At 50.8% G+C, this 21,733-nt stretch carries 13 protein-coding genes; 2 read left to right on the plus strand and 11 right to left on the minus strand.

Going from position 1 to position 21,733, the window contains the following annotated elements; all coding sequences use genetic code 11:
* The first annotated feature begins 4 nt into the window (after positions 1 to 4).
* Positions 5 to 868, plus strand: coding sequence for a hypothetical protein (locus tag HMPREF9334_RS03910; protein ID WP_039957274.1), 864 nt, complete (start codon positions 5 to 7; stop codon positions 866 to 868).
* A 53-nt stretch (positions 869 to 921) separates the two neighbouring features.
* Here the strand turns inward: HMPREF9334_RS03910 and HMPREF9334_RS03915 are convergent, their stop codons facing one another.
* Positions 922 to 2,196, minus strand: a complete 1,275-nt coding sequence (locus HMPREF9334_RS03915; RefSeq protein WP_006692199.1) for a sensor domain-containing diguanylate cyclase — start codon at positions 2,194 to 2,196, stop codon at positions 922 to 924.
* A 323-nt stretch (positions 2,197 to 2,519) separates the two neighbouring features.
* Positions 2,520 to 3,329: a DUF6630 family protein gene (locus HMPREF9334_RS03920; protein ID WP_006692200.1), complete on the minus strand. Its 810-nt coding sequence runs from the start codon at positions 3,327 to 3,329 to the stop codon at positions 2,520 to 2,522.
* A 204-nt stretch (positions 3,330 to 3,533) separates the two neighbouring features.
* Here HMPREF9334_RS03920 and HMPREF9334_RS03925 point away from each other — a divergent pair, with 204 nt between their 5' ends.
* Entirely contained in the window at positions 3,534 to 4,421 is an 888-nt protein-coding gene (locus HMPREF9334_RS03925) for a fructose bisphosphate aldolase (protein ID WP_006692201.1), read from the plus strand.
* A gap of 182 nt (positions 4,422 to 4,603) precedes the next feature.
* On the opposite strand, the gene HMPREF9334_RS03930 is transcribed toward HMPREF9334_RS03925, so the two are convergent.
* The 9 genes from HMPREF9334_RS03930 to HMPREF9334_RS03970 all read right to left on the minus strand — a co-directional run bounded on the left by HMPREF9334_RS03930 (position 4,604) and on the right by HMPREF9334_RS03970 (position 21,712).
* Complete coding sequence (locus HMPREF9334_RS03930; protein ID WP_006692202.1) at positions 4,604 to 7,447, minus strand: TrlF family AAA-like ATPase; 2,844 nt, start codon at positions 7,445 to 7,447, stop codon at positions 4,604 to 4,606.
* 40 nt (positions 7,448 to 7,487) lie between these two features.
* Positions 7,488 to 8,633, minus strand: a complete 1,146-nt coding sequence (locus HMPREF9334_RS03935; protein ID WP_245535216.1) for a cysteine desulfurase family protein — start codon at positions 8,631 to 8,633, stop codon at positions 7,488 to 7,490.
* 63 nt (positions 8,634 to 8,696) lie between these two features.
* Entirely contained in the window at positions 8,697 to 8,894 is a 198-nt protein-coding gene (locus HMPREF9334_RS03940; RefSeq protein ID WP_006692204.1) for a hypothetical protein, read from the minus strand.
* 3 nt (positions 8,895 to 8,897) lie between these two features.
* Positions 8,898 to 10,346, minus strand: coding sequence for a BREX system Lon protease-like protein BrxL (gene brxL, locus HMPREF9334_RS03945; RefSeq protein WP_211204840.1), 1,449 nt, complete (start codon positions 10,344 to 10,346; stop codon positions 8,898 to 8,900).
* 17 nt (positions 10,347 to 10,363) lie between these two features.
* Positions 10,364 to 12,673: a BREX-4 system phosphatase PglZ gene (pglZ, locus tag HMPREF9334_RS03950; protein WP_006692206.1), complete on the minus strand. Its 2,310-nt coding sequence runs from the start codon at positions 12,671 to 12,673 to the stop codon at positions 10,364 to 10,366.
* Between the two features lie 16 nt (positions 12,674 to 12,689).
* The gene (locus tag HMPREF9334_RS03955) at positions 12,690 to 16,835 is read right to left on the minus strand and encodes a hypothetical protein (protein ID WP_006692207.1); all 4,146 of its coding nucleotides are present in this window, start codon (positions 16,833 to 16,835) and stop codon (positions 12,690 to 12,692) included.
* Between the two features lie 4 nt (positions 16,836 to 16,839).
* A complete protein-coding gene (locus tag HMPREF9334_RS03960) occupies positions 16,840 to 19,065 on the minus strand; it encodes a phosphoadenosine phosphosulfate reductase domain-containing protein (RefSeq protein ID WP_006692208.1) in 2,226 nt (741 codons plus the stop codon).
* Between the two features lie 64 nt (positions 19,066 to 19,129).
* Complete coding sequence (locus HMPREF9334_RS03965) at positions 19,130 to 20,557, minus strand: hypothetical protein (RefSeq protein WP_006692209.1); 1,428 nt, start codon at positions 20,555 to 20,557, stop codon at positions 19,130 to 19,132.
* Positions 20,558 to 21,172: 615 nt separating this feature from the next.
* Positions 21,173 to 21,712: an O-acetyl-ADP-ribose deacetylase gene (locus HMPREF9334_RS03970; RefSeq protein ID WP_156792906.1), complete on the minus strand. Its 540-nt coding sequence runs from the start codon at positions 21,710 to 21,712 to the stop codon at positions 21,173 to 21,175.
* Between the last annotated feature and the right edge of the window lie 21 nt (positions 21,713 to 21,733).

Here is a 21,733-nt window from a genome sequence, read left to right on the forward strand (position 1 = left end):
CACCATGAAAAAACTCTTTTGTGCGGCAGTCGCCACCCTCGCACTCACCGCAGCCCCTGTGGCAGCCGAACCGTTTGCACCCGCGCCCGATGCCGAAGCGCAGCTCGATGTCATAGCGGCATCGGGTGTGATACAGGAGGAGATCAACGACCTCCACCGCACATGGAACGGCATCCTCAGCAGCGGCATGCAGGAGCGCAGCATGGCGTACTTCTACGCCGCCGTCACCGACCTCGACCGCAACGGACGGCTTGAGCTGCTCATCACATGGCATTTCCTGAACCGCGATCCGCTCTACTATGCGGGGGACAGCATCTCAGAGGAGCAGAAAAAGGGGCTCCAATATCTCTGTGATACCTATCCGAGCGAGGTCTACGGCACAGCATATGAGATCAGCAAGGACGGGACAACGCTCGAACCATACGCTATCAATCATGCGAACACACAGTTCCCCGATCTCACACGTCTCCACATCCGAGGGAAAAAGACGGACGGACACTACATCTATATGGTCGATACGCAGCGGATGCCGCGCGACGAAAGCTGGACGAGCGCAACGGATCGCTACGGCATCGTATACGATGCCCAGATTCTCTGGGCCGATGTCGACCTCGGCGTCGGAACGAACGCCCATGCGGAGGGGACTGCAAGTGTCCACGGTGAGCAGGTCGATCCGTTCTACACCTCCATGAAACTCCTCTATCTGAACAAAGATGTCGCCCCCTACGGCGAAGAAGCCGCGTCATTTGAGCGTGAACGGCTGGATCGCAGCGGCCGCCGCGTCAACTTCGTCTCGTGGGAGGAACTCGACAAGGACACACGCGCCGCCCTCGCCGCCTCATGGCAGGGTTGGTCGTACGAAGACTAACCGCGACATACAAAAGCAGCGATTTGCACACTCTTGCAAATCGCTGCTTCGTTTTACCGTATCACTTCATGCTCGTCGCGATGGCTGATCACATAACGACCTCTCCCGCCTGCTTTCGCCTCATACAAGGCTTCGTCCGCTTTCTGCAGCAGCAGATCGAACGAGCCATGGCCGACTTTGCCCTCGGCAATGCCTGCGCTGACCGACAAGACACCGAACCGCTTATCCTCTTTGAACGCATCAAAGAAATCATCAATGAACGCCTGCATACGCCCCGGGATATCCTCGCTCACCGCACCGTCCGTGAATATGATGAGGAATTCATCGCCGCCGAGACGAACATTCAGCGTGTCGTGGAAATGTTTTTTGATTAACTCAGAAGTTCGTACGAGTGCCTCATCCCCCGCCAAGTGACCGTATGTATCGTTCACCGCCTTGAAATGGTCCAAATCGAGGTAAGCGACAACCATTTCATTCGTCTCCAGCTTAGACAAAAATTCATCCAGCTGACGGCGGTTTGCCAGTCCCGTAAGCTGGTCGTGCAGAGCCATGTAAATAATATTCTGCTGATACTCGTATTCCTTCGTGACATCGCGGGCAATTCCGACCGTGCCGATGATCGTATCTCCGTCGAAAATCGGAGTTTTATACGTCTTGAGTCTGCTTAGATTGCCGTCCGCCTTCATGACCTCTTCATCAAACAGACAAGTGGTCCGAGCGGCGACGACTTCGTCCTCGGTCTCGACGCAGACATAGTCGCTCGCCTCGTAGACCTCCTTCGGAATATCCCAGATATAGTAATGATCCCGCCCTCTGACATCCGCCTTCTCTTTCGCAACCGCCGTACAAAATGCGTCATTGACATCAAGGTGAATGCCCTGCATATCCTTGAACCAGATCATATCAGGGAGCGTGTTGATCGTCGCCTGCAGGCACGTCTCCTGCAGCCATGCGTGCTTGCCGTCGGCAATGCGCACTAGGATATTGGCGAAGTAAAACCGAGCCAGCTCCGGCCCGCCATCCAACCAGATCTCATCGGCCGCATCATAGTCCTCGCTCGTCAGGCGACTAGGATCATGAGCGCACAGCACAAGCAGACTGTCCTTCGTTGGCATACCTTGACGAACCATGCGCGGCGACAGGAAACTTTCCTGATCCATGATGGTGAGCAATTCCTCCTCATCCGCCAGTCTCCGAATCAGCTCTTCCTCCTGTGTAATTGTATAAAACTCGTGACGAAAACGCTCCTTGGGAGCGATCCCTTTCCAGAGATCAACCTTATCTTCGGCAATACCGATGAAGCCTATCTTTAGCTGAACGCTATACAAGACAATACCCCCTTTTCACTATATAATAAGATATTTATAAGAAAAAGAAAAGTGATTTAATAACTTTTCCACATAATCTCTCCCATCTGTCCGTTTTCCTTCTCAATCGGATGAATGCTTAGGAATCGCTGATAAAATGAAGTCCCTCAGATTGGCGTAGATTTTTCGTCCGATTGAGGCAGCAAACCGGATGCATCGCCAAAGCTATGTGGAGGATTTGCCAACGAAAAGCGGGCAAAAGATGCGCTAAGACGGTGCGGCTGAATTGATCAGCACTGTCAAAACGGAAGCATACAGACGTGAAACAGCGCCTCCTCATCATCCTACAGTTCCTCTGCCCGTGCGATCCTGTGCAGGAGAACACGGGCACATTCCGCCGCGCGTCCAAAGTCCATCCGTGACAGAACGAGCAGGACATAGTCCTCGCTGTTCATATCCATCGCGGCAAGAATATGATCCCTCCACATCGCATTCACCGCCTTGCTCCATGCAGGAATCCCATCCATTTCGCCGAGCAGTTCCGCATCGATGGCAAGCCCCGTATTCGCCGCCAGTGCCTCTACGGCAGCGACAAAATCCTCCCGCTCGCTCTTCCAGTCAAGCCCCACTGCCCTGCCGCTGCGTACCAGTTTTTTGCAAAGTATCTCCCATGCAGCATCCACCCCCGCCGCGCCTTTCCCCTGTAACTTTTTTCGCAGCCGCTTCGCATCTGCGGCATCCACGCGCAGAATATTGGCAAGCGCAGCGAATGTGTCCGCCATCGCTTTCGGATTGTCTTCGGTCGGCTCATATTCCGCGACATCGGGGAGCACTCTTTTTTGCACGAAGGCCTTCATGATCCGCGCCGCTTCGTCATAGGGAAGCTCCGTGCGACGATACTTCTTCCCGTCGATTTCCAGCGTGAGCACCACCCGATCCACAGTCTTCCCACCGAACGCCTTCATCGACGTACAGCCCTCCACCGCCTGCGGCGGGCAGATCTCCACAAACATATTCGTCCCCTCTCGCATGGACTTCAATTCGTTCTCGATCCCCACGATATGAAAGCCGTGACGGTTCATCGAACTGCACTTTAAGCACCAGTCCTCATAAGTATCAAAGATTTTCGCCTGGATCAGATTGTATAGGTTCATACCGACAACGCTCCCTCCTGTTTTCGATACCGTCACCTTACGCTATTTCACAGCGCGGGTCAAGACGACACGCGGATACCTCACCCATTTTTTGATAAAGAACACAATTATAATTGATTTCATCTCTCACTCGCGTTATAATAAGAATAGGAATCAAAGGGGTTCTTCCCCTCTCATGTTTTCATACAGCAGGAGGTATGTCCAATGAATCAGGAACAGCTCAAACGTATGACCGAAGACAAAGGCTTTATCGCCGCACTCGATCAGAGCGGCGGCTCCACGCCGAAGGCGCTCAAGGCGTACGGCGTCGACGAGAGTGCCTATCACGGCGAGGAGGAGATGTTCACGCGCGTCCACGAAATGCGCACGCGCATCATCAAGAGCCCCTCGTTCGACAAGAGCCGGATCCTCGCGGCAATCCTCTTCGAGAACACGATGGACCGCAAGATTGACAGTCTCTTTTCCGCCGATTTCCTCTGGAATCAGAAGGGCATCATCCCCATCCTCAAGGTCGACAAGGGGCTTGCCGACGAGAAGGACGGCGTTCAGCTCATGAAGCCGATCCCTGGGCTCGACGCACTGCTTGACCGTGCGAACGAGCGTCACATCTTCGGCACAAAGATGCGCTCCGTCATCAAACAGGCGAACCCTGACGGCATCCGTGCTATCATTGATCAGCAGTTCGAGGTCGGCATGCAGATCGTCCGCAAGGGGCTCGTCCCCATCCTCGAGCCCGAGGTCGACATCCACTGCCCCGACAAGGCAAAGGCAGAGGAGATCATGCTCGGCTGCATGAAGGAACACCTCGCAAAGCTGCCCGCCGATGCCAAGATCATGTTCAAGGTCACCATCCCGACCGTCGACAACCTCTACGCAGAGATCATGAAGGATCCGCACGTCATCCGCGTCGTCGCCCTCAGCGGCGGCTACACCATGGACGATGCGAACGAAAAGCTTGCCCGCAACCACGGCCTCATCGCCAGCTTCTCCCGCGCCCTCGCACAGGATCTGCGCTTCTCGCAGAGCGACGATGAATTCAACGCCGTCCTCAAGAAGGCAATCGACAGCATCTATCAGGCATCCATCACCTGATGACAGCCTGACAGAGCCGTCCTTTCCCCTATATTCTCACGAACAATCCCCCGCCAAATGTGACGGGGGATTTGTTTGTATGAAGTTGGATTATGATTAAAGTCAATAAAGCAACAAAATACAAACATTACGATACATCCTCATCCTTATTGAAGGATTATTACTTATATTATTCATTTTTCTTACGTCGTATGAATATATTTTTTTCTCCGCATTTCAAACGCATCCATCCCACCTTCCAAAATATCACAAATTTGCTGCTGAATACCCTTCTGATTAAGCACACCTGGAAGGATTTCGTCATTATCCCCACACAATGGTAATACATTTTCAATAGCCCCACAGCGGTATTCAAATTGCCTGGAGTTGTTTTTTGCTTCTTTGCCATCCTGATTCGCAATAATGACAGCTTCCGCATCTGCTCCGATAACAACATTGGCATTATGAGTGACCACAATAATCTGTCGCTCATGTTTCTTATTTCTAAGATACTGAACAAGCTCCGTGTAAATCGATCGATTATCCAGGTCATCCTCCGGTTGATCAATAAGAATCGGACACTTCCCCTGCTCCAAATTAACAAGCATCTCCAGCAATACCAACGCCTTTTTCCCCGGGGACATTTGATTGATGGTATCCCCTCCGCTTTTTAGGATATAGTGAATATAAAACCAATCTGTAAACATTCGTTCCAATGCGATCTGTTCACTGTTTCCACCTTTCAAGGACAACCTTTCATCACGAATCCATTCCCAAATGGAATCAAGAAGTTTTTCATCAATGGATTTTATGCTGTCCTTATCAGCAATATTACATCCAATCCTATCAATAGACGATTTTATTTTTCTATTGTCAAAAAGGCTGGATGACAGATCCGCAAAATCAGCAACTCGCTCACCAATTTCAGCATCAAATTTCAAATCCTTGTTTTGTGAATCTGTACTTGAAATTTTTTCTTGGAAGGTTTGATATTCAGTTTTTATGCTCTTCCACACATCAATGATTTTACTCTTCAGCTCCTGAGCTTTAGCTATATTTTCCGCCTTATCCCTTTCCAGTTCTTTCGCCTTCTTCTGCTTTTCTTTCTCCTTTCGCAGCTGATCCTCAAGTTTCTTTAGTCGATCATTTTGTAACACACGTTGTTTTAACGGCTTCAGTTCTTTATTGATATTTAAAAGATCTTCAGAAAAATTTTTCTTGTTTTGTGCAAGAACAGTTTGCATGGATTGAACATCCTGCTTCCAAATCCTAATAAGCTCCATATTGATACGGTGAATCGTTTGCTTCATCAGCTCTTTTATTATGGACATTTCTTCCAGATCGTAATGCGGCATCCCATTTGCACCAATCTTCGTAATAGAGGGAATGAATACAAACGGTTCTGCCACATCATGGACTGCAGCATATTCTTTTTTTATCGAATGAATGTCATATATTCGATCCACCTGTCTCTTCGCCAATTCCGTATAGTTTTGAAACATCTCCTCCGTAAGACCTGTTTCTGCCGAAAGCAGCTCAAGCTGTCTCTCCAAGTCCAGAACCATAGGACTATATGCAGCACTTCTCCCATGTTCATCCAGAATGCGTTCACATTTTTCCGCACGATCGACACACTCCACATAATCAAGAATATGATGTTTCACTAATTGAATCTTATTTGAGACTTCATTTTTTAGATACTCTTCTGCCTTTTTCAGGTCATCATTTTGCAACAAAACATCGCGTAAAACATCGTTCAGTTGCGACTCATTTGTTCCTTCGTCCGCAATTCGATTCAACCATGATTGAGGAATATAAATTATTTTTCGTTTTCCTGAAGCACCATCTTTCCATACAACCTCAGCTGATTCATCTAATTTTTCCTGTTTCTGGGATACTTTTTCCTCCCTTTCTTGGACTTGGTCAGGATCAATCGTCTTAGCAAGATGTCGTAAGAGCATCGATTTTCCTGTAGATTTTCCACCAATAATAGCTGTAAGTCCTTCGCTGAAATAAATCGGGTCTTGCATAAAATATGTTGACTGAAATTGGATGTAATCTATCACTTGGTGTGCATCTTTTTCATCAGGTTTTTCCTCTTGAATCCGCACACGCTCCTCCGGCTCATAGAGAATTTGCTGCAGTCCTTCAAAGGTTGGTTCAGCCTTAATCCAACAAAATTTGTCCTCGTCAGGAGCAAACATTCTTTCATAGGAATGTGCATCAGAGCCCCATATACAGGGTTTGATTGAACGAAACTCATCTATTTGCTCTTCCTCATGTCCTTTTGCCAATGCCCATTCCCTCGTTCGAGAATTCGATGTCATGAGCAAATCACTCTGCGCATATATTGCTTGCCTTGTATCGTGATCCCGCCCTCTCCATTGAATGTTAGACAGATCTTCATCCACAGGAACAGAAATAAAATATTGTCCCTTGAAGATGATGTTACTCATCAAAACCTCTTGGATTTTTTCGTAATTGACTGTTATTTTTTCAAGCCCTATTAAATAATCGTTACCTGTAGCATTATTATGTTCCTTATATCTGCGTCCCACATCTTCTATATTCATCCTGTTTAACGATAGTTTAGAACAATCCGGACGTAATATTTCGATTTTTCCCAAAAACTCACTCTCTATCCTTTCAACAGGAAATTTATCTGAGAAAAAGACATGATAGTTCACCGAATGAGCTTTTTCTCCAACAAAAGTATTAAGGCGAAACTCAATATTGGGAAAAACAAAAATTTCTTCTACGCTCTTTCGCAATTTATCATCCGGAAACAACATACGCATCTTATCCGGCTTTGAGAGATATTCCTCCCTGATTTTCTTATAGCCATCAATTGAAAAATAATCGCTCACACCGATCGCAACAATACCACACTGCACAGCTTTTTCAAAAAGCGTTTTTACAAAATTATCAAAGTGTTCTCCTCTATGATCCTCCTCTATATTAAATCCAAACTCATTATTCAGTATAGAATACGGCGTATGGACATGAAAATCCCATCTATTCCATGTAGATCCTCTTTCAATGCACATAATACATCCTCCTTCATTTACCGAAAAACATTTTTTCTTCTCAAATTCCCCGAATCTTTCCAACAGCCCCCACAATCGCTCGCACCACATCATCAGCATCCTGTCCCGTGGTCTCCCGTCCATAGGAGATGCGCAGTGCTTCCATTGCCTCCTTCTCACTGTACCCCATTGCAAGAAGTACATGAGACGGCACATCCGCCCCTGCGTTGCAGGCAGATGCCGCCGAAACACAAATGCCCTTGAGATCGAGCAAATGCACAAGGGACTCTCCTCGCACACCGGGAACGCCAATGTTCACCAGCCCCGGCAGGTGCCCACCGCCTTCTCCATGCACACGTATCTCGGGCAGATTCTCCCGAATCTCCTGCACCGTACATGATACAAGCCCATGTAGACGCACGGCCTCATCCGCCATACATTCACAGCTCTCCGTCAGAGCCTCGCCCAACGCGACAATCCCCGCCGTGTTCTCCGTCCCCGCACGCAGTCCGTGCTCCTGCCCGCCACCCGCAATCAGCGCGGGCAGCTCTGCGCCTGGCTTTTGATAGAGGAATCCCGCCCCCTTCATCCCGTAGAATTTATGCCCCGATGCTGTGAGATACGTTACGCCGAGTTCCCGAACATCAACGGGAATATGCCCGACCGCCTGTACCGCATCGGTGTGAAAGGGGATGCCGCGCCCCGCCAACGCTTCGGCAATCTCAGCAATGGGCTGCACCGTCCCCACCTCGTTATTGGCAAGCATAACAGACACTAGACGAGTATCCGTGCGTAGTGCACCGATAACAGACGCAGACGAAACGCGCCCCGCTCGCGAAACAGGCAGATATGAGATCGCTGCACCGCACTGCTCCAAAGCCCTACACGCCATGAGAATCGAAGGATGCTCGATCGCACTCACAACGATATGCACAGACTTGCTGCCCTGTTGCCGCGCCGCCTCCACCACACCGCGCAGAACCGTATTGTTCCCCTCTGAGCCCCCCGCCGTAAACACGATCTCCGCCGCGTGCGCTCCAACAGCGCACGCCACTTGTTCACGCGCCCACTCGACAGCTTTTCGCGCCTGCTTGCCAAACGAATAGGCACTCGATGCATTCCCGTAGTTCTCCCGAAAAAAAGGCAAAGCGGCAGCAAGCGCTCTCTCTGAGAGCGCGGTCGTCGCCGCGTGATCCGCATATATCATCCGTTTATTCACCAACTTCACAAAACAGAAAAGACGCTTCCCCACAGGCAAGCGCCTCACCGACTAAAAGAGCGTACAGCCCTCATCCCTGAACTCTTCGACCTTCTCCCGAAGGAACTCCTCCTCCACCTCAAGGTATTCCGCAAGACATGAAAAGCAAAAAAATTCCTTTGCTTTCATATCCAGAAGCTTCTTCGTAAGACCGACCTCATCCTTTGACAAAGGATGTCCACATTCCCGACAAAACTTCTCCTGCGCCATCTTCTATATCTCCCGCAGCCGCAGCTTCGGTACATCCTTGCCCCTGTACTCGATATCCAGAACACCCAGCTGTATCTTGATCGTATCGCGCATCTTGTGTGCCCGCCGCAAACAGTAGCGATCAAACTCGCGCACATTGACATCTGCCGCCGTACGGATATGAGGGAAGAGCAGCTTCATATATGCCGTTGCAATGCGCTTGATCGCCTCCGTATCACGCGTATCAGCTTCCTCCGGCACCTCCACGATCTCATCCACGATGGCGCGATAAGACAAATCATCACGCAGCTGATGAAGAATCGTCGAGAAATACTCCGAGTTCATCGCCCAGCCGGAGACCTTCAGATCCTCCGTCATACGCGGGATATTCCACCCCTTGATAAATCCGTGAAAGCGCTCGATCAGAGCCGACTCATGGAACACCTTCGGCAGTTCCTCAAACATATTGCCATAGCCATCCTGATCCATGACCTCTTTCTTGATATTTCCGCAGAGAATCACACCGGCATCCCCGTCCACGCGATGCGTTCCGATATTGCAGTATCCATTCTCACAGAAGGACTTGAGTGCGCCGCGCATCTCATCCACATCGGGGAACGTGATCGTCTGCACCTCATCCAGCGTCACAAAATCATGATTCGTCACAAGCCCGTCCTGTCGCCGTGCCACATCATAGAACATCTTTGCACGACTCATCACGCCACCGCTCGCCAACCAGCCGAAGCGGCTTACGCGCCCAAACAGATAGGATTTCCCCGTTCCCTTCGGTGCGAGTTCGATGAGGTTCAACTTCTTTTCGGCAAAGGGGAGGAGCCGTGTCAGCATCGTCAGCTTCTCTTCCTCACTCGCATACCCTGCGGGGTTGTAGTCCACCGCCCCCAGCAACACATCCATCCATTCTTCGGTTGTGAAGTCCCGTCGTGCATCCTTATAGTAGTCCAAATCAATCGTATAGGGGCAGAAGCTCTTAAATGCGACGAGTTTGATTTTCCCTTTGTCCTGTACCGACTTTCCAACCGGCGGGCGGTAGCCCAGCTCCACCATCCCCCACGTCTCACGCGCCGCAACGAGTTCATCCTTGCAGTCCTGCCAGACATGATCCTCGATCATGGTCTCCTTACTCATCAGTCCAAAGTCCGGCAAAGAAAAGGACACCGCGCCTGTCTTAATATCAATATCAATCGAAATACGTGCAAGCAGCTTTACCTGCTCCCGCTCGATCACAATGCGGCTCTTGATTGCCGTCCATTCCTCCTTCCGCGGCAAAAAGCGATGCACGAAGCTCGCAAGTTCCTCTGCATCGAATACACCATCCGCATTTGCAAACCGCTTCAAAAGCCAATCACGAAGGAAAGAAGGAAGTCCGAGTGCCGAAAGAAAACTGCTCTTCTTCAAATCCTTGTAAACAATCATCTCATCAAAGGCATTTTTGAGCTTATCGATCATCAACATAACCTCCCCTCTTCACATCAGAAGTCAAAACCATCGTTCATCTTCATCCCTTTGCTCTGCGCCTCTACCACAAGCACATTCAGGGGAGTATCCCCCTCATACACCGCAAGGCTGTATTTGCCGGCGTGCGTAAGCTCGGGAATCTGCACCACGAAATGCTGGGCATCCTGCATTTGCCCTGCATAAAATTTACCCTCCCAAACGATCCCCAATGCGTTGATCGGCGCATCGGCAAAAAGAGCGAGACAAAGCCCGGTCTTACGATCTACAAACACATTTTTATCCGCAAGGCTCACATGAACCGTCTGCCCATCGGCACGCTCCAATGTGATGAGCGGCACAAGCACCTCTTCCAACGATGCGCCGCCGTGTACCTCCACACTCGCCTTACGGCTCCCCTTGAACCTGCCGTAGTCGGCAAGCACGAGGTAGTCGCCCTCAACCGTTGCAAAAGGCAAATCATGTGCATAGTTCGAAAACATACGGCAGCACCGTCCCGAATGCTCCCCCTTCGTATCTGTCTCGTACTTCTCCTCCTTCTCCCTGCGCACCGCCAGACGAGAGGCTCCGTGATCGCTCACAATGACAAACCTGCGACACTTCCCCGCCGCAAGCTGCGTCGCAGCATCACGCAGCAATTCTTCAATCACATCAATTTCTTTCGCAAGGTGGATGGGATGCTTCTCCAGCGTATAATTATAACGGCTCTCTTCTCCATGTTTCAGATCATCCAGTCGCTTGCTTGCCGCTTTGCTGCCCTGCCATTGCGCGTAAAACGCCCGATTCACCGAGGTAATCGTCGGGAGCATCGCACGCCCCACCTGCACCCGTATCTTCAATCCGAGCTGTTTGCTAAACGACCCAATCAGGGCAAGATACTCCACGCCGAGCGCATCCAGCCAAAAGAGATGCGTTCCCTCCTGCGGAACACCATCCAACAGCGACTCACGCGCAGGAAGCTCATTATAAATCCGCGCCGCAGCAAGCGCATCCACTTTAGATAGGAACACCTCTTCCAGGCAGTTGCTGAGCTTCTGCCGCTTGTAGGCAATGAAATACTCCGTCAGTTCCGCTGCCCGTGCACAATCCTTGAACACGTAGTCGGAGGCATAGGCATAGAGCGAAGGATAGACCGTTTGCAAAATTCCACAATTTTTCCAGTCATCATAGCCATCATCTGCATCATGCGAAAGTGCCGCGATCATATCCTCGCGCTCCACCTCCGTCCGATCCGTCAAACGGTAGATGCGCTCTGCATGAATCCTGCGGTTTTTCCGCACAAACTCCGCCATTTCTGCCTCGGAGCAGTTGCGCAGGAGACGTTTCCGCTCCTGATACAGCTTCTGAAACTCCGGATTTTGAAGCGAAATATTTGAGATGGCATGAATAACCGCCGTACGAAGTCCTGCGGCACTTTCCGCCTGCTGTACGGCAAAGAAAAGATAGGGATACTTCTTCGCAAGGTCGTCCCCTGCCAGCCGCAGGGCAATAAAATACAACCATGTATCAAAGTCAGAGGCATTGGTTCGCTCATGAAAAAGCTGTGCCAAATCTCCGTGCAGTCCGTAGTGCGCGAACACGGCAGACATCTTCCACTGTTCCTTGGAGAGCTCCTGCAAGAGCCGCTGCCATTCTGCCTCCGTCCCGCAGGAGCGCAGGGGAGCAAATTCCTCACAAAAATGCGAAATCACCCCAAACGCATCCCTCACATGATGAACACGAAGGAGGGCATGGGGAAAACTCTGCCGACTTTGTACGATATGAGTGCCGTCGCGTCCCTGCTCCAATGCCGCCAGCAAAGATCGTGCACCATGTATTCCCACCTCCATAGGAATCTCCGGCGGCAATACGCTCAGAGAGACATCCATCCCCAGCACAGAGTCCTCCGCCGCATCTTCGGCACTGCGCCGCAGTGCCAAGCGACGCTCACCGTTTGCGATACGGGGATCCTCGGACAGCTCCGACGCATAACGGAAAAATCCGCGCAGCAACAATAGAGCAGCACCATCCCCACAGGGCATCGACTTGAGACGGGAAAAGAGACGGCGCGCTGCCGCCTCCCCACACAGGGCGAGATATTCCGCCAAGCCGATGAGGAGGATCTTCTCACCACTCTGCACCTTCGTTTTGATGGTCATAACAATGTCATCGGGAAGCGGCAGCCGATCCTCCTCAGAGGAAAGCGAACTCAGCGTAAGCAAATGAAGCCCCAGACCTTGCAGCCTGTGGCGCAGCTGCGCATAGACCGAGCCCCCCGCAAAGAGGAAGAACGGCGTTCGCTCCCTGTCCTGCAAATATCGCTCGACAGCTGTCAAATCCGGCACCATCGCATTTCACTCCCGTTTACGAGTTTTCCAGAATCTCCATCCCGACCGTCATATTATCTGCCACAAGGCGCTTCAAATATGCCTTGAGCGTTGCATCGTCCATACTGTCGATCTTCAAGAGCACCTTGGAGGAGCCGCCTGCATCGTAGCTCGCCTTTGCAAGCTGCTTCAGTTTTTCCTCAACGCGCAGGTGACCTCTCCAGTCGTACGGAGAGATACCGAGTGCCGTCAGTTTTTCACGTACTACCGGCAAATCAGTCAAGAGTCCCGCATACTTCCCGATGACATTTTTGCGGAACGCTGCATCTCTCTGTGCCCCATCCGAAAGCACCGTGATAAAAGCCGCATTCTCCAAAAAGGCAATCGCCGCCTTCAGTTCCTCGTCCTTACCGTCACGATGATCAATATAGGAGAATACACGCTGCGCCGCATCGTATTCATCCGCCCCCACACAGGCAAGTACAGGTGTTTGGTACTGCTCCGACCATTTGCGCGGACTGAGCGAGCCCGTTTTCTCCTTCCAGAGATCGCGCAGCTGTTCCTTGAGCTGACTGCGCCGATACTCCTCCGCACAGGAACGTACCGCCTCATTGCAGTGGGTTTTCGTTTTGAGGAAAAGCCCCTGCTCCACCTTGCTCCGTATTGTTTTCCGCTCTGCCTCAGAAAGCCCATCCAGATAGGGAGCATACACCTTGGCAAAGAACACATCCTCCTCACCGAGCACCTGCTCCATCTCGGCACCATACTGTTCCATCAACGAAACAAAGTCACGCACATGCTCGGGCAGGACATCACCGCCCTTCGCCAGCAGTTGGAGGATATGCCTCGTCTTCGCAAACGCTTCGGACTGCTCCGCCAAAAATTCTGCCGAGATACGCAGGAAGCTCAGGCGTTCCTTCCACGCCGCACGCGCCACAGTCCACTCTTGAAGCTGTGCATTGAGCACCCGATTCGTCGCGCGAATCGCGCGATACTCCATGCAAAGCTCCCGCAGGAGCTCCTCCCCCGTCTCCTTGCTCCAGAGGCAGGCATACTTCTGTGAAAACTTGTGTCGTATATCTTGGAGCAGCTGCCCGCGCCGCCCGACTTCATCCGCAAGATGCAGGAGTTCACCATCGGCAAAGGATTTCAGGAAGAGATTCATCCCCTCCTCCAGCCGCTCCACACAGAGCAGCTCCTTTAGTTCATCCGCCAACGAGGGCTGTTCTTGCGGAGAGCTTCCAAGAGCCATCATGATGCCGTGTGCCTCGCGCCCCTCCTTCTGCTGCAGAAGGGAATACAACTCAACAACAGCGAACAGATTCTCCTCTGCCACATACGCGAGACACCAAAGCGGCAGCTGCCATTCCTTCATGCGATTTTGGATGCCAATGGAGACCCGCGCCACAGACGTACAGCTTGCCTCCGATAGGCCCCACGCCTTTTGCGTTATCTCATAAAAGGCGCGCTCCTCTGCCGTCATCTCCACGATAAAGGTATCCTGCGGTGTCTTTCCCTTTGCCAGATCGCCAATACAGTCCCCCAGCATCTCTTTTAGCTTCTCGGCAGTCATCGCCCCCGAGCTTCCCGCCGCATCGCCGTAGCGATAGGGATCGCCTGCGTATGGACGCAGTAGGAAACCGAGCAGGAACGCCGTGAGATTGCACGGAGGCATCCCATACTCCGACAGGAGCACATCGCATAGCTCGGCAACGCCGATCTGCCCCGCCTGAGAGAAGTGGGCAGCGATGCGAGCTTCCAGATCCCTCTTGATCACAGAGATGGGAAGACTCTTCGTCTCCGCTCTCTGCCAATAGTCGGGGAGCGTCCACACCTCGGACAAGACACGATTGTCCGCATCCTTGATTGTACCTGACACTACGCCATTGATGCCGGCGAGCGCCGATGGCTTTAGCGCATTTGTCTTATAATACCCTTCCGTGGTTGTCTTCTCAACATCAAAGGCGTTCGGAAATTGACGCAGCACAATCGCTTTAAGAACGCCGGACACATCACTTGCCTGCGTCAGAGAGATTCCGTCCGGCTGCTGCGTCGTATAGACGATAAAGCGACCGCTGTAGATACGGTTCTTCCAGCTCTGCTCCAGTACAGCGTTCGCATGTCTTGCCTGCTGATCGGCCGCCGTCCGATTATTCCCCTGATAGTATTCCGCCATTGCGGAGTATTCCACATATTTCTCGAAATCGTCCGCTCCAAGCGGCGTGCTCAGTGCATCGATAAAAGTGATATGCCCATACTTCGAATCACACGCTGCGTCCTTGATCTTGGAGCGGAAAGCAGCCGCCTCCATATCGTCCTTGGCGAAGGCAAGGACGGCTTGAAAACGCCACGCCTCCACTGGCTTCTCCATCCCATTGATAATACGGGTAAAGTTATCCGCCGTCACCGTCTGAATGCTGCCGAGACTGCTCAGGAAGCGTGGCTTCACCCCCTCGGGGTGGAGTGTCAGGATCTTGCCAAGATTCCCCGTCTCCACCAGCTTATCCGTCTTCGTCTTGCGCAGCCCCTCCTTGTACTGCTCGATCTTCCCCTGATCGCCGCTGAGCAGTGCCAACTCATACGTCGGTTCTCCCTTTTGACGCGGCGTTTGGATCAAAATCCCCTGCGTCTTGAGAGACTGTGCGATCGCGGCAACACGAGAGCCCAGATCATCATCCCCCTCAAACACATAGGAGAGATTCTGATCCGTCGCGTGCAGAAGTTCGATGCTGCCGCCCAGCTGCTTATCCACCGCGAGCAGGATCAAAATCGCCTTGAGTACCGTCTGCTGTTCCTCACGCAAACCCTTCTGCTGCTCATAGGTGTCCAGAATCATGCGGATATGGGTTGCAAGATCTGCCTTTCCACGCACATAGAAGAAATCCCAGAGCTGATCCACCGTCAGCAGAGGATGCTCGTCATACGGACCCGTATGATCGATGAAATATTGGAATGCCTTGACCTGCTCATCCCCAACCGACTTGATAAAATCAAACATACTACGCTGGTTCGACTGGAACGAGGATGCAATATGTTTGAGAACCAGAGCCGTCATCGGATGCAGAGGCATGATATTTCGGATCACATCCTCAGACGTGATGCCCGCGACATCCATCACGCGACGACGGGACTCATGAAGACGACCATTGAGATCGCCCTCCACCTCCGCCCAATCCTGCGCCGCGGCAGCTTTCGGTTTGAATGCCGCACCGATGAGATCAAACGCGATATTGTCCGGCAACGTAATCCCGACATCGATGAAACGGTCGCGAACCTTCTTCCACGTCTCATCCACCTGCGTAAAAAGATGATCCGTCTCATGGGTCACAGGAACGAAGAAAAAATGCTTTGCATTCACGAGCTCCGCCAGTTTTTGAAAATCTGCCAGACTCTCACGATTCATGCGGAAATAATCCGAGAACTCATCCCAGATAAAGACGAGTTTGATATTGTTCTGCTCAATGACATCCGTCAGCCACGCAATCAGACGATCAATATCGAGCTGCATCATGGTAAAGCCCTCGGCGTTAGAGAGTCGCGTAATACGCTCCATGAGGTCACGCACCTCACCGCCCTCGCGCAGACGTGTGACAATATCCTCGACCATCATCCCGCCGAACGATGCCGTCCATTGCGGCTGCTGCAGCACGCTGTCAACGAAGATCTTGCGCGCCTCAGTCGCCTCCAGCCATGCGATGACACTCTCCTTGAGCGTATGTTCTCCCTCGTAAAGGCCACGCGCATGAAGTTCTGCCTGCACACTCTCCTGCACGGCAATGAGCAGATCTTGCGTCGAGTGCGGAGTTCCCGCGTAGCGGTACACCGTCACAATGCCATTGCCTACCTGCTTGTGTCCAAGCAGCTTGCCCAGTAAATCAGTCTCATGTGCGAGTGCCTTATAGTCTTCCCAGTAGGCGCGCAGTTCCGACTCGGGTACATCGAGAATCTTCTTGAGCGTATAGGCGCACTGTGACTTGCCCGTGCCGTATGCGCCCGAGATCCACACCGAGCGTTTCTCCTGCCGCGCCATCACACGCTCCATCTTTTTCAGCAGTTCCAGAAACTTCTCATGCGGATAGGTTTTCAGCCACAGGTTCTTCGAGTCCCGAATCGAGGAGTCCGTTATCTGAGGAAAATAGTTCTCGTCAAAGTCAAAATATGTGCGATACATTCCCTGTGCCATTTCCTCAGACCTCCTCGGTGCGGAAGAGTTCCAATACATCTGTGGAACTCTTATCCTCTGCCAGCGTGATCTTCTCCAAATCATGCGTAAAGGACACATCAATGAAATCCGGATACTTCGCCGAAAGCCCCCTCAGCATCGGCTCCGCCTCCTCGCGCGTCACACCGAAGATCCGCGTCGGACTAATACCGTCACGCTCAATTGTGTCATTGAGCAGCGTCGAGAGCGTGAACGCTTTATAGTCACCGCATTTCTCCGCGAACTTAAACAGCCCGTAGAGAAACACACGCGCATCCGAAAGCACACATTTCGTTCGGCAGAGACTCCCATCCTCCGACACATAGCCAAAGTTTAGAACAGTGCCGAGGGGCGTGGAGACAATTCTGCGATAAGCAGTAGCCACGAGCTCGGAAGGACGTTCCTTCAGCCCCTCAATTTGCAGCATATCTATCAAATTTTTTCTCGAATAGCTCGCGCCAATCTCCATTTTTTGGATATACCAAGCAAGCTGTGGATTCTCTGCCGCTAAATTTGTTAGTATTAGTCCCCACGCAATTTCTGTGCTCCATCCAATATCACAAATCAGTTCGCCGAATGCCGTAAGATGTACTTTATCAATCAATCCGGCATCATGTAGAAAGAGCTTGAATTTTAATAACTGAGGTGCTGCCAAGGCGTTTTCATTGAAAAAATCATCCTTTCCTTGGAAAAATGCCTCCAACCACTCCGTCTTAGGACTATGTGCCCCTAATGAGTTAATTGATCTCACGTTTCCGCCTCCAGTCGGTATCTTCAACGAATCATATATTAAGCAGCCGCCCGGTATATCATGACACGCCATACAATGCTTGCAGTCTGCTATCTTGACCTTGCCTGTTGCAAACGATATACATCCATGTCTGCAGTGCCCGGCACAAACCGTACAAGACGAACAATATGCAGCTTTGCGAAAGACTTGCCGAAAAATCTTCGCTTTTGACGGGTTGCTCTTTAGTATCTGCTCTGCTACAGAAATCGTATAACTATTCTTCCCCTCTTCAACAGAATACGGAATATCCCAATCCAGCGTTTGCATCCACTCTTTCCAGTCAGACAAAGCACCTGTAATTTTTATATGGGTAACGCCCGCCTTTGTTTCCTCTATGTATCTTTTCTTGACCCCCTCGATAAAGCGCCCATCTGTCCGATGCTTCCAATCTCCTCGATTGATAAAATCTCGAAACCCCTCTTGAGAAAATGTCGTTTCTCTCGTTTTCTCAATAATATCAAAATATGGAGCAATTTCTTGCCGATATACCCTATGACGAATAAACTCACTTGAGCCACTAGATAGAGGACACTCCAAACACCCTGCTCTGGAATTTCCTTTTTTATATGCCTCATTAACAGAAATATCATACGTGTAAATATAGAGGAAAAGCTCTGCTGAAGTCCATTCTAGTAATGGAAAAAAACCATACTGACCTCGTGTTTTATCCCCATCAATGAAGTATTGATATCCAGCCCGCCGAACACTTTCATGTGCACGCACGCCAACAAAAGCCAAACCTCGATAGTCGTTCTTACCGGTAATTTCTCTTAATTTCAACACTTGTGGTGTGCTCTTATGAACCGAGCAGCACCAGCGAAGTGTACGCGATGGGGGACCAAAGAGATTCCATGACTCGGCGGGTGTAAAATGCGAGGCAGCCCGATAGAACGGTATCTCCTTGGCTTTGCACTCTGCCTCTATCTGATCGACGAGCGCGTAGGTATCGGGGAACTCCATCCCTGTATCTCCGAATACAACAACAAAGCTGCCCTGCGGCAGTGCCTTTTTCACGAGATCGAGCAGGACACAGCTGTCCTTCCCTCCCGAGAACGCAACATGAAAACAATCCAGCTTCGCTCGGTACTTTTCATAGACCGCGACGATCTTCTTCACCGTTGTCTGCTCGATCAACTCCAGCATCTCGCGATTCTTCGCAACCATACGAGGAACATCCACACAGATGAGCTCCGCGCCTTTCGGAAGAAGCAAGTCGCCGTTCTCATCCGGCATCAGCTCAATCTGCGGTGCGGTATAGACATCGCCGCCCTTGAGCTTTGCAACCATCTGCCCACGGTAGTAGTAGCAATTCGCCTCTGCCCAGAGATAGGGCAACTCATTCTGATGTGCATACTTCCAATACGCATCAAATCCCAAAACATCCAACTCGGCAGCATATACAGGACGAGGCTCCTTGGACATCTTCGTCGGTGAGGAGTTTAACAGCAGCCCCCCCGTCTCGTCATCATACGTATAGGAATAAATTTCAACCCCTCACCTTCGCTAGAGCGATCACAGCATTGATCTGGCGTCCCGTGACAGCTCTGACAATATAACCTGAATCACGCAAAAATCTTCCTACAGTTTCTGGATCGAGTTCTATATTTGCACGAACAACAACATCAGCCAATAGATCATCATAAGTTCTGAGTGTACGATCCTTGCGAATCACTGCGCCCACGTGATCACTATTATAGCGCAGAGCCCACACTGAAAAGCATTTACTGAATCTCCTGCAATAACTTTCAAACAAGAACAAGTTCCATTGTTGCCCACACGCTGGAAAGCGTGCAAACATCGCATAAAAATCCTTTAGTGGAAGGTATTCCCCATCAATGATGCTGTCAATCACACAATCTGTTGCTGGCACATCAAAATTTACATGAGCATCGGAAACAAAATGTTCCTCGTCCAGTCGTATCATACACTCTATTCCTGCCTGCAAAGCAATCGTGGGACTATCAGTGAACGATTTTGCGTACGCCTGTAACTCCTCCATCGTACAGACATCCAAACCTCTGCAAAACGCACGCATTAGGTCAATTGGCGAGGTTTTCTTCGCCATTTCTCCACTCGATAACGACCTTTTTCTAGTCAGTATATTTCCTTTTCTGCTGTATCCATCCGCCAAACAAAGTTCATATATTGCATCATAAACAGCCGAGTTCGTATCCGTCTCAAGTTCATAATTCTCAGCAAGAACATCATCGACCGGGAGTTCCTTAATGTTATAGGATACATACTGTTCCGAAAGCTCTTGAGCCTTTTCGCGCAGCCGAATCTTCACCTCATCACGGATTGCAACACGCGAAACATGCGTATACGTCTCGTTCGACACCCACAGGAAAGCACCGCGTGCCCCCAATGTTTGCTTGATTTTGTCATAGGGGATATAGAGCCGATCCGCCAGTTCCTCATACGTCCACAGTACCTTATCGCCCCAGATCGCTATTATGTCGTCTGTGATTACATCAAAAAGAGTACCATCCCGCTTCCCAAAGTACATTTTTTCGTAGTGCAGGTCGGGGAATAATTGCCGCAAGACAGCAATCAAGATGGATTCGCTAAATATATGCGCATCGCTCAACTCCTTTTGATGGCGTGTGAAAAACGCCTCATAGAAGATGACCTGCGACTTTCCGAGATAAGTCGTAACAATAAACTGCAGCCAGTCCAAGACATCGCGAGGAATCAGAAATGCCATCTGCCCGTCCTGTATGGTGAACGCAGCAATCTGTGCACGCACAGCATGATCCGATGCCAGCAGCTCCTCACCACCATGATCTTCCCGCCAGCGCTCACGCAGCTGCCGCATTGCAATCGGCGAATTGAGCCGATAGCCATTGGGAAAATGACGACGAAGGAGCTGCAGCAGCGCATCTCGCAAGAAATCATTCCCCGCAAAAATGCCCATGCCTTTACTCACCTTCCTAATTTATGCTAAATGTATTTTACCACAATCGGTCATTCTTGCAAGCTCATCGACTTTTTGTCTTTTATATGATATAATAATAAAAAAGTATTTTTAAGTGTAGCGAATCTTGGGAATTTCAGCTCCATCGCGTCATTTCTAACCACCTTGGTCATTCAGGTTTATCCTGCTTGTAAAACAAGGCTCAAGAAGATGTTTGTTCTGATCGGAGGATTTCTTATGACGGCTTGTACTTTATTGGCGGGGTATGATAGCGCATTGCGGGGTTAATGCCAATAATGGGAGCAATAGTCGAGAGAGGCTGCACTTTTCAAAATAGCAAAGCGCTATGGCAAGGTTCAAGTCCTTGTGACCCCGCCAGATAATCACAACATCCGTCAATCGGATGTTTTATACATGCCCCTCTAGAGGCCCATAACCGAAGGCTGTTGCACTCGTATCAACGTGTGACAGCCTTTTTGACGCACAACACCTTTAACCGACTCGGCCATTAGGCTATTTTCTTTCATAGTATTAAGCATATTTTACAACTTGCAGATTATGTCAGTTGTGACCATATCAAATTCATTCGTATTCCCTCATCTCATTTCTCCCTGCCTATGATTGCCGAAATTCCCTCTGTAGATTCTGATAGACCGCATCGTCCTGCGCGCTGAAGCTCACGATGGTGACGCGCATGTCTGCATCCGGATGCGCGTCAAACCACTCCCGAATCGTCATGAGTGCGATCTCTGCCGCCGCCTCCTTCGGATAGCCGTAGACACCCGTTGAGATGGCAGGAAACGCGATGGTATGCAGTCCGTGTGTCCGTGCGAGTGCAAGAGAGTTCCAATAGCAGGAGCGCAGGAGCTCCGCATCGGATGTGCTGCCGCTGTAGACGGGACCAACCGTATGAATCACATAGTGCGCGGGCAGATGATATCCCTTCGTAATCTTTGCCGCGCCCGTTGCGCAGCCGCCGAGCGTACGGCACTCCGCGAGGAGCTCCCTGCCCGCCGCCCGATGAATCGCTCCGTCAACGCCACCGCCGCCGAGGAGGCTACAATTCGCCGCGTTTACGATGGCATCTACGGCGAGCGTTGTGATGTCACCCACGAAATAAACAATCTCATTCTTCGATGCATTCGGCTTCAACATCATCACTCCTATTGTTTGACA

Origin of the sequence: Centipeda infelix ATCC 43532, assembly GCF_000234095.1 — a bacterium.
In the GTDB taxonomy this organism is placed as follows: domain Bacteria; phylum Bacillota; class Negativicutes; order Selenomonadales; family Selenomonadaceae; genus Centipeda; species Centipeda infelix.

Excerpts from the sequence above, each read along its gene's own strand:
- HMPREF9334_RS03910 (WP_039957274.1), top strand. The coding sequence starts at position 5 with ATGAAAAAACTCTTTTGTGCGGCAGTCGCCACCCTCGCACTCACCGCA.
- HMPREF9334_RS03920 (WP_006692200.1), bottom strand. The coding sequence starts at position 3,329 with ATGAACCTATACAATCTGATCCAGGCGAAAATCTTTGATACTTATGAG.
- HMPREF9334_RS03925 (WP_006692201.1), top strand. The coding sequence starts at position 3,534 with ATGAATCAGGAACAGCTCAAACGTATGACCGAAGACAAAGGCTTTATC.
- HMPREF9334_RS03930 (WP_006692202.1), bottom strand. The coding sequence starts at position 7,447 with ATGTGCATTGAAAGAGGATCTACATGGAATAGATGGGATTTTCATGTC.
- HMPREF9334_RS03935 (WP_245535216.1), bottom strand. The coding sequence starts at position 8,633 with ATGATATATGCGGATCACGCGGCGACGACCGCGCTCTCAGAGAGAGCG.
- HMPREF9334_RS03940 (WP_006692204.1), bottom strand. The coding sequence starts at position 8,894 with ATGGCGCAGGAGAAGTTTTGTCGGGAATGTGGACATCCTTTGTCAAAG.
- brxL (WP_211204840.1), bottom strand. The coding sequence starts at position 10,346 with ATGTTGATGATCGATAAGCTCAAAAATGCCTTTGATGAGATGATTGTT.
- pglZ (WP_006692206.1), bottom strand. The coding sequence starts at position 12,673 with ATGGTGCCGGATTTGACAGCTGTCGAGCGATATTTGCAGGACAGGGAG.
- HMPREF9334_RS03955 (WP_006692207.1), bottom strand. The coding sequence starts at position 16,835 with ATGGCACAGGGAATGTATCGCACATATTTTGACTTTGACGAGAACTAT.
- HMPREF9334_RS03960 (WP_006692208.1), bottom strand. The coding sequence starts at position 19,065 with ATGTCCAAGGAGCCTCGTCCTGTATATGCTGCCGAGTTGGATGTTTTG.
- HMPREF9334_RS03965 (WP_006692209.1), bottom strand. The coding sequence starts at position 20,557 with ATGGGCATTTTTGCGGGGAATGATTTCTTGCGAGATGCGCTGCTGCAG.
- HMPREF9334_RS03970 (WP_156792906.1), bottom strand. The coding sequence starts at position 21,712 with ATGTTGAAGCCGAATGCATCGAAGAATGAGATTGTTTATTTCGTGGGT.